Source organism: Phenylobacterium sp. RIFCSPHIGHO2_01_FULL_69_31 (assembly GCF_001824475.1).
Lineage (GTDB): Bacteria > Pseudomonadota > Alphaproteobacteria > Caulobacterales > Caulobacteraceae > Phenylobacterium.
Genome location: NZ_MHXN01000031.1, coordinates 157,967 through 165,371 on the forward strand (window position 1 = coordinate 157,967; position 7,405 = coordinate 165,371).

11 protein-coding genes and 1 tRNA gene are annotated in these 7,405 nt (G+C 64.7%); 5 read left to right on the forward strand and 7 right to left on the reverse strand.

The features are described from left to right. Positions 1-109: 109 nt before the first annotated feature. Positions 110-763 carry a hypothetical protein gene (locus tag A2790_RS16195; RefSeq protein WP_293393630.1) on the forward strand — a complete coding sequence of 218 codons (654 nt, stop codon included), beginning with the start codon at positions 110-112 and terminating at the stop codon, positions 761-763. A 107-nt stretch (positions 764-870) separates the two neighbouring features. Next, a complete protein-coding gene (locus A2790_RS16200) occupies positions 871-1,416 on the forward strand; it encodes a PEPxxWA-CTERM sorting domain-containing protein (RefSeq protein WP_293393632.1) in 546 nt (181 codons plus the stop codon). A 151-nt stretch (positions 1,417-1,567) separates the two neighbouring features. On the opposite strand, the gene A2790_RS16205 is transcribed toward A2790_RS16200, so the two are convergent. Genes A2790_RS16205 through A2790_RS16215 form a run of 3 tightly spaced genes read right to left on the reverse strand, consistent with a single transcriptional unit; the run spans position 1,568 to position 2,177 of the window. Further along, entirely contained in the window at positions 1,568-1,795 is a 228-nt protein-coding gene (locus tag A2790_RS16205) for a hypothetical protein (RefSeq protein WP_293393634.1), read from the reverse strand. Beyond that, entirely contained in the window at positions 1,779-2,015 is a 237-nt protein-coding gene (locus A2790_RS16210) for a hypothetical protein (protein WP_293393636.1), read from the reverse strand. The genes A2790_RS16205 and A2790_RS16210 overlap by 17 nt, the downstream gene beginning before the upstream one ends. Next, complete coding sequence (locus tag A2790_RS16215; RefSeq protein WP_293393638.1) at positions 2,016-2,177, reverse strand: hypothetical protein; 162 nt, start codon at positions 2,175-2,177, stop codon at positions 2,016-2,018. Between the two features lie 142 nt (positions 2,178-2,319). Here A2790_RS16215 and A2790_RS16220 point away from each other — a divergent pair, with 142 nt between their 5' ends. Next, entirely contained in the window at positions 2,320-2,517 is a 198-nt protein-coding gene (locus tag A2790_RS16220) for a transcriptional regulator (RefSeq protein ID WP_293393640.1), read from the forward strand. Further along, the gene (locus A2790_RS16225) at positions 2,514-3,542 is read left to right on the forward strand and encodes a hypothetical protein (RefSeq protein WP_293393642.1); all 1,029 of its coding nucleotides are present in this window, start codon (positions 2,514-2,516) and stop codon (positions 3,540-3,542) included. Before A2790_RS16220 ends, A2790_RS16225 begins: the two co-directional genes overlap by 4 nt. Here A2790_RS16225 and A2790_RS16230 read toward each other — a convergent pair. The 4 genes from A2790_RS16230 to A2790_RS16245 all read right to left on the reverse strand — a co-directional run bounded on the left by A2790_RS16230 (position 3,535) and on the right by A2790_RS16245 (position 5,651). Beyond that, a complete protein-coding gene (locus A2790_RS16230; RefSeq protein WP_293393644.1) occupies positions 3,535-4,335 on the reverse strand; it encodes a DUF2971 domain-containing protein in 801 nt (266 codons plus the stop codon). The genes A2790_RS16225 and A2790_RS16230 overlap by 8 nt on opposite strands. Positions 4,336-4,472: 137 nt before the next feature. Further along, positions 4,473-4,562, reverse strand: a tRNA-Ser gene (locus A2790_RS16235). 52 nt (positions 4,563-4,614) lie between these two features. After that, on the reverse strand, positions 4,615-5,139 hold the full coding sequence (locus A2790_RS16240; protein ID WP_293393646.1) for a TadE/TadG family type IV pilus assembly protein: 525 nt from the start codon (positions 5,137-5,139) through the stop codon (positions 4,615-4,617). After that, on the reverse strand, positions 5,136-5,651 hold the full coding sequence (locus A2790_RS16245; RefSeq protein WP_293393648.1) for a TadE/TadG family type IV pilus assembly protein: 516 nt from the start codon (positions 5,649-5,651) through the stop codon (positions 5,136-5,138). Before A2790_RS16245 ends, A2790_RS16240 begins: the two co-directional genes overlap by 4 nt. Positions 5,652-5,787: 136 nt before the next feature. On the opposite strand from A2790_RS16245, the gene A2790_RS16250 reads away from it, so the two are divergent. Then, the gene (locus A2790_RS16250; protein WP_293393650.1) at positions 5,788-7,350 is read left to right on the forward strand and encodes a vWA domain-containing protein; all 1,563 of its coding nucleotides are present in this window, start codon (positions 5,788-5,790) and stop codon (positions 7,348-7,350) included. Positions 7,351-7,405: the final 55 nt, after the last annotated feature.

Below are 7,405 nucleotides of genomic sequence, written 5' to 3' on the forward strand. Positions count from 1 at the left end.
TGTTCAGCCGGCGGGTTCCGTCTTCCTGCTCCGCCGGCTGCATGCCCGCCGCGCCCAACGTCGATCTCCGGGCGCGGCGGGCTCCCTTCTTCCATTCGAGAGGCCCGAAATGTCCCCAGCGCTCCGCGCCGTATTGCTCGGCATGATGGGCCAATCAGGCCCGGTAGAGTTCGCGAGTGCCGCCGCAACAACGGGCGCAGGCGCTGCGACCGACGTCACCCTGTCCAAGCCGACAGGCGTTGAGGTCGGCGACTTCGTGGCCGTACTCGTGCCGGACACCTTGGCGACGGCCAGCATATCCACGACTGGCGGCGCCACCTGGTCCCGTAGCTATCAGGCCGCCAGCGGGAACAGAGACGGCGCGGTCCTGTGCTGGAAGGTTTTGACCGCCACCGACGTAAGCAACGCGTGGGTGCTGAGCCACCTCGGAGCCCTCGCCGTTGCGTTCCGATACCACGGCTATGGGGCGCTATCTGCGGCGGTGCGGTCGAGCGACGCCAACACTTCGTCATCCCTAACCCTCAGCGGCTTTGGCAAGGACGTTCGTACCTACGGCACGCTCTCATTTCTTCGTGCTCAGGGCTCCCCGACGGCAGTACTGCCGTCGGGGTTTGCCGCCCGATACGACCAGCTCCAAGGTGCCACGCGCATCGTGGCTGCGGACAACAACGGCGGATACGTCGATGGCGCCTCCGTCACGTGGGCGGGCTTGGCGACCGGCAACGGCAGCGCCGCGTTTCTGGTCGAGGTGATGGGGGAGTAGGCGACCATCCGCGCCACCGCGCGCGGAAGGGTTGACCCAGCAGGATCGCAGCCGGAGATTGAAGCTGGGCGCTATTGGACGTCCGAGGCGATATCAGGGGCTGGGATATGAGCGGGATGCACAGGAACTTGGGACTTGCGGTCGCATGCGCGGTGATCGCCGGTCCAGCCGCGGCGGCGGTCGTAGAGATCTATCCGCCCAAGTACAGCGAAGCTGTCTATGGCACGCCGGATGCGCCCCTCGCGTGGTCGACCGGCCCCTTCGTCGGTGTCACTGACTTGTTCTACCGCAGCAACCTTCATGACGCTCGCATCGTCACTTTCGATCTGGCGAACGCGGCTCCGGGCGCGCGCGTGGACTGGTGGGGGCAACTCGCTGGGTTTGTCGGCGACGACGGGACCTTTTCACTAAGCGCCCCCATCTTCCCCCTGACGGATAGCTACGATCGGCAATACGCAGGGCGCGTACGGGTGGGGTTCAAAGTCGGCCTCAATCACCTAGACAGCGTGCCCTACGACATCGTCCGCATGGAGGTCATGGGCAGCAAGCCGATTGCTGCCCCTGAGCCGACGACATGGGCGCTTATGCTGCTAGGGTTCGGCGCGGTAGGCGCTGTAGCGCGACGCAATCGTATCGAGCCCGCCGCGACTTAGATCGAGCGCCTTCAACCGTCCGCAGAGGTTCTGCTCATGGACCAGGCGGCGACACCCCGGAGCACGGCTCTGCGAGCGTTGGGTGAACGCAAAGCGGCCGCGGATTAACCGCGGCCGTCAGCGCGTCATGTTGGGAAATGGCAGGCGGGGCCTAAGTCTCTTCGCCAGCCGCATTGAACAGGCGAAGCCGCACCGACCCCTGCGAGGAGAAGGCCACGTAAGCCGTTGCGCGGTTCGGGTAGTTCACAGAGCTGAGGCCGTCAGGATCCATGCCGGCCGCGCGCGCATGGCGGAAGGCTGAGGCCACCGCCGGGTTGAACCATGCGAACGCCTCTTCAAGGTCGCGCCACTGGCGGTCTGCGCTATCCGTGGTCGGCATAGTCGGCCTCCCGGTCGCTGTCGTGGCCCTCGTCCTCGCAGGCGCCGCCTTCGTCCTCGCAGACGTCCTCGCGCTCGTCGTCTTCCAGATCCGGATCCCCCTCCAGCCGGTCCAGTTCGGCGATCATGTCGTCGCGGAGAGCCTCAAGGTGTGCCAGGGCCGCCGCCAGCCGAGCGCGCGGCTCGGTAGGCAGCTGAGTGAAATCGAAGCCGTCGGCCATCTACGCCTCCACCAGCTGGCGCTGAGCGGTCGTGACGGGCCGCGGGCGCACCGGCGGCGGGGACAGCACCGGCTCGGAGGCATCCCCCTTCCAGCGGGGGAAGAAGGGGGCGAGGAGGGCCTGGGTCTGGGGGGAGATGGGTTCATAAGCGCGGAGAGCCATTTGCAACCTCGGGGGCTTTGTGTGATACTTCAGGTATCATACACGCTCCCTCAGGGTTAACAATACCCAGGGGTGAAAAAAAGCACCCTGAGGTATCATGTTGACCGGTGAGCAAATACGAGCTGCGCGAGCCTTGGCCAGAATGGACCAAGCGACTCTGGCGACTAACTCGGGGCTCTCGCTCCCCACCGTCAAGCGCCTGGAGGGTCAGGTCGGCCCCATATCCGCCAACACCTCCACAGAGGCCGCCCTGCGCGCCGCCTTTGAAGCCGCCGGGGTCATCCTCATCGACGAGAACGGGCAAGGCCCGGGGGTGCGGTTGCGGAAGTCCAGTGTATGAAGACCGTTCTTGTCCTGGGAGCTGGATCAAGCGTCGAATTTGGCTTGCCAGCTGGCGAGGAGCTAGCGAGGCGCATCGCGCATGGCGTCAACTTCCACTTTGAGGCTGGTACCCTGGCGCGCGGAGATGGGCGGCTTTTCGAGGCGCTCGCGCGCACCGGACCAGGCAATCGAGGAGAATACCTGCGGGCCGGGAGGTTGATTTCGGACGGTCTTCCTCTGGCAAGGTCGATTGATGACTTTCTCTTCAATCACGGCCACGACCGCATCGTGGTTCAGTTGGGGAAGGCCGCCATTGTAGCAAAGATACTCGAAGCCGAACGCGGCTCACCTCTTGCCCGCGTGCTAGAGGGTGGCTCTACGGGAATCCACGGTCTTCTTGCCGAAACCTGGGCCTACCGGCTGTTTAGCTTTCTTCATACTGGCGTGCGCCTAGACGCAGTCGATGCCCTATTTTCCGACCTGGTCATCATCAATTTCAACTACGATCGCTGCGTCGAAGCCTTCTTCCTATTAGCGGTACAGGCGGCCTACGGCTTATCAGAGGCGGAAGCAGCGAAAGCAGTCTCGCGGCTGGAGATCCTGCATCCGTACGGCCAAGTCGGAACCCTGCCCTGGCAGTCGAAATCCGGCCCGCAAGTGCCATTCGGCGCCAATTCATTCGACGACGCTTTGGCGGGGCTCGGGGAGACTATCAAGACCTTCACCGAACAGGCGCACGATATGGACGAGGTGGATCTATGGAGGCGCCACCTCCGGACCGCGGGCCAGATTATCTACCTGGGGTTCGGCTTTCATAAGCAGAACGTGGAGTTGCTTTCCGAGGAGCTAAGGCGCGACGGGCCTTGGCCGCCAAGCTATGCTACCGCATTCGGTACATCGGGAACTGATCGCGAGGTATTTGCTGCTCGCATCAAGCAAATTGCATGCTCACCTACTGGCACGACGGCCGGCGGTCACGTAGTGGTGTCCGCTGACAAATGCGCCGATTTCATAAAGTCCTACGGCCTAAGCTTGTTCACCTAGGCTCCAACTCCTCGATAACGAGCTCATATCGCGAGGGGTGGAACTTCACTTGGCCAACGCCCACCGGCCGGCCGGATTCTGCCGCCCACTGCAGCACAGCCTCTCGGTCGCCCGGCGAGACATTGGCTCCCAGCAGAACGCCGCTGATCACCGGCTTTGAGAGCTGCACGGCCTGGCGTGCGCCCCGATTCCGAACGAGGCGCCACTCCTGCTCATATCTCCAGGCCGCGCCCTTTGTGAGGACCGCCTTGTGCAGCCAGTCGACCGTCGGCTCAAGGATCGTGTCGCAGCTGGGGCGCTCGTCCGCGTAGGTCACGCGGAACGGAATATGGTCGCTCTCCACAAGCGCAGGGAGGTCGAACCGGACGCACACGCCGCGGTGGTTGTCCGCGTAGTGGGGCCACATCAGAAGGTCTAGCGGCCGGGCGGACAGTGAGAAGATCCCGGCGGCCTGAAGGGTGATTTCCGTGGCGCTAAGCATGCTCTGGTGGAAGAGCGGGTTGTCAGCGTCCAGCAGACGGACCCTGCGTTTTCGCTCGTGCCGCGGCATGGTCGGATGAACCCGCTTCACAAGCCCGACGATGTAGCGCCGCCGCTCCCTCGGCGTCGCCGTGGTGACGTGGTGCGGCCTGCACTCGAACGGGTCGTTGAGATCGCGCGGGGCCGGAAACCAGAGCCGCTGGTTGACGATCAGGTCGCGAGTATGCTCGCGCGCTTCGCCGGCAAAGGACTTGTACTTGTAGAGGTGGAGGGGCACCCGATCGACGATTCCCGGCGACGTATCAGCGCTCATTCATCAGCCCCCTCGCCCAGCCCTCTTCTCGGCAGACCGCCAATCCGAGCCCCGATCCTAGCCGCAACCCGTTAGGTGGGCTCTTTGAGGGGTGGCGATGGCAAAGGTCCGAATTTACCTGATATTTCAACGCCACATGGCGGACAGGGTGGGATTCGAACCCACGGTAGGCTCTCACCTACGGCGGTTTTCAAGACCGCTGCCTTAAACCACTCGGCCACCTGTCCGGGACGCGGCTTCTAGCAGGGGATCGGCGCGGGCTCTACCGGCTCTCGACGGTCAGCTGGCCTTCTCGACCTTGCTCGACAGGCGCGGGCGCACATAGGCATGGCGCGTGAAGCGGATCGTGTCCGGCAGGAACAGGCCGAAGGCCGGCTGGTAGTCGTAGATCACGTCGGTGACGATGACGCTCTCGTTGGGCTGCAGAAAGCCGGATGGGACGCTCGGCGAGCTGGAATCGGTGAAGTCCTTGCTGGAGGTCCAGTCACGTCCCACCGTTCCGCTATCGTCAGCGCTCATGCTCGACACGCGCCGCTGCAGGCGCACGTTCGGGAACGGATGCATCATCGAGGTGCTGGCCAGCAGGATGTCGTTCAGTTCCGCGTCGCTGACCGAGCGGCTGCGCGCCGTGACGTCCGCGATGGCCGAGGCGATATGGGCCACGTTCCGCTGCGCGATATAGGCCTGCAGGGCCTCGGCGGCGCCGATGTGCAGCACGAACAGAATCGGGAACAGGAGGGCGAACTCGATGGCCGAGGCGCCCGACCGGTCCGCCGCCAGGCGGCGCAGGAGCTTGATCGTCATTCGAAGGGCTCGTTCTTGAACGCCGTCCGGGCGCTGATGGTCACCTCCAGGGGGCCGCTGCGGCTGAAGGCCGTGGCGACGAAGGGGCTCATCAGCGGCCACCGGTAATCGGCCTTGACCAGGATGATGCTGTTCGGCCCGCCCTTGTTGAACTGGCCAGCCGGCGGCGCAGTGGCCGCGCCTGCGTTGGAGAAGGCCGAGAACGCCTCGACGCTCACCACCAGGCGCTCCTGGCAGTTGCCCATCACCGAGGCGACATTCGCGCAGACCTGATCCTCGAAGGTGGCCGCCGAGGTGGCCGCCGTCGGCTGCCCGGTCCGGATGAGCCGCGAGGCCTCGATGATCGAGTTGTCGAGACCGACCGTCATCATGCCGAGCACGCCCAGCTCGACCAGCGACAGGAGCGTGAAGAACAGCAGGGGTGCGACGAGCGCGAACTCCATCGCTGCCGCGCCGCTCTCGTCGCGGCGAAAGACCCTTCTGCGGGCCGCATGCGCCTTGATCTTGAACATGCCGGCAGCCTGACCGGGTTGCACCAACATCCGGTTGCGAATGACGGTGAACGGAACTTAACGGTCCTGCCTAAGGAGCGATTAGCCGTCCTGCGATATCCAGCAAGACCAATAGAAATCGATCGCAGGATAGAACATGCGCAGGTCACGTTTCGCCGGCATGGGGCGGCTGGTCCCCCGCCTCGACGACCGCGGCAACGTCGCGATTGTGGTCGCTCTGGCGATCGCGCCTCTGACGGTCGCCGGCCTCGGCGCCGCCGATCTCGCTCGGGCCACGAGCGCGAAGTCACAGTTGCAGGATGCGCTGGACGCCGCCGCCTTGGGCGCGGCGCGCTCCACGGCGCAGACGGACTCAGAGCTGAAGGCGGCAGGCGATCGCATCCTGTCCCAGAACCTGCAGCTGGACGAAGGCCTCGACCTGGTGTCGAGCTCGTTCGCCGCCGGCGAAGGCGGCACCGTGGTCGCCAGCGCGACGCTGAACGTGCGGCCCTTCATCGCCGGGCTGCTCAGCGATGGGATTATGTCCATCGACGCCAGCACCGAGGTCGTGCGCACCAGCGTCAAGGTCGAGATCGCCCTGGTCCTGGATACGACCGGCTCCATGAACGAGGGCACCAAGCTCGAGGACATGAAGGAAGCCGCCGCGCAGTTCATCACCAAGATGGAAGACGCGGCGAAGAAGAGCGTCGAGCCCGATGCGGTGAAGATCGCCCTCGTGCCGTTCTCCAACACCGTGCGGGTGGACGAGACGGCCTATCGCAACGCGACCTGGGTCGACCAGAATGGCGTGTCGCCGATCAACAACGAGATCTTCACGACCTCGTCCGGCACCCAGCAGGCCAACCGCTTCACGCTCTTCTCCAACTTGAACACGACCTGGCGCGGCTGCCTGGAAATGCGCAAGGCGCCGCATGACGTCCAGGACACCCCGCCCGCCGTGGGCACGCCGGAGACCCTCTACACGCCGTACTTCGCGGTGGATGAGCCGGACGTGCAGACCAGCGGCTATGCCCGCGACTATCAGAACGACTATGTGCCCGATAATACGAACAGCAACGACTGGCGCGTCCGTCAGGGCATGATCAACAAGTACGCCGGCAAGAAGAAGGCGTCGCTGACCACCTCGTTCGGCCCCAACCGTGGCTGCGGCCTGGCTCGGATGCGGCGGCTGACCACCGACTTCGAAGGCCTGCGGGACGATATCGACGCGCTGAACGCCGACGGCAACACCAACATCCCCATCGGCATGTCGTGGGGCTGGAACATGGTCTCGCCCTGGGGCCCATTCGCCGACGGCGTCGCCTACGGCACGCCGAAGTACCGCAAGATCGTGATCCTGATGACGGACGGCGAGAACACCATCGCCCAGCGCGATACGCCGAACGACGGCACCTACTCGGGCGCGGGCTACATTTGGCAAGGCCGGGTCATCAAGTCGAACGGCCTGCCGCTGGGGATCGGCTCGTCCGACTCCACCCGGACGGCGGCGCTCGACTATCGCCTGAAGCTGCTGTGCGAGAACATGAAGAAGAAGGATATCGAGATCTACACGATCCGGGTCGTGGAGGGCTCCAGCAGCCTGCTCGAGGCCTGCGCCAGCAGCCGCGACCACTACTACAACGTCGAGGACTCGACGACCCTAACCTCGGTGTTCCAGAGCATCGCGGGCCAGATCTCGGCCCTGCGTCTCTCGAAGTAGGACTGAAGGACGAAGTGGCTTGGCCGGCGGGCGTCAGCGTCCGCCGGCCAAGTCG